Origin of the sequence: Bartonella sp. MR110HLJHH (assembly GCF_042194225.1) — a bacterium.
Classification (GTDB): Bacteria; Pseudomonadota; Alphaproteobacteria; order Rhizobiales; family Rhizobiaceae; genus Bartonella; species Bartonella grahamii.
In genome coordinates, this window is record NZ_JBHIMQ010000093.1 from 1 (window position 1) to 712 (window position 712).

General features: G+C 39.5%; 1 protein-coding gene and 2 pseudogenes. All 3 read right to left on the reverse strand.

Features of this window, described 5'->3' with window-relative positions; translation table 11 throughout:
- Positions 1-326: pseudogene (locus ACFIKB_RS09535) on the reverse strand (RNA-guided endonuclease TnpB family protein); the annotation flags it as partial.
- Positions 327-488 (reverse strand): helix-turn-helix domain-containing protein, encoded by a 162-nt coding sequence (locus ACFIKB_RS09540; protein ID WP_375653522.1) that lies wholly within the window; start codon positions 486-488, stop codon positions 327-329. It abuts the pseudogene before it with no gap.
- Positions 489-538: 50 nt separating this feature from the next.
- Positions 539-712 (reverse strand): annotated as a pseudogene (locus ACFIKB_RS09545) (IS607 family transposase); the annotation flags it as partial.

Genomic DNA, 712 nt, shown 5'->3' on the forward strand with positions numbered 1-712 from the left:
ACAATAGCTTGGTTCTCGCTCAGTGACTCTTGATTATCTGTTTCAACGCTAAGACTTACAAACCACCGATCCGCTTTACGGCTAATGGTTGCTGACAAGATCTTTCCTTGAAATCGCAACTGTTCTCGCAGACGAACCCAACCAAGTCTGGGAATTCTTATCTTGAAACCTTGCAACTGTATTTGATCATTGGTCAAAGTAAAACGATCGTGCACTCCTTTCTTTCTAAAAGTGGGATATCGGCTTCTCCCTGAAAAGAAATTCTTAAAAGCCACACCCAATTGAATAATTGCCATTTGTGGAGCATTTTTAGTAACTTCCATCATCTATGGAAATTGTTCTCGTTTTAGAGAATTGAATTGTCTACGTAGCGCATAGTCATTAGGCTTTGGTAAATTATTATCTTTCTTCCATGCTTCATATTGCTGCTGCCATTCCTTCAGTGCCCAATTATAAGCAAAGCGCGCGCAACCACTGGCTCGAGCCATGTAGCTTCGTTGTTTATTGTTTAAGTCTAGAGCTATTTTGTGAGCAACAATCATTGCGATGCCTCTACAGCTTGACGAACATTCTCTAATAACCTTTGATTTTTTCTCGAACGACTTCCATAAAGACCAGCACTAAAGACAGTAATAATTTCTAAAACATCTTTAACTAAATCCTCTTCAAAACTGCTTTCTTCCCCCTGATTGAGAATGACAACCTCAACTTG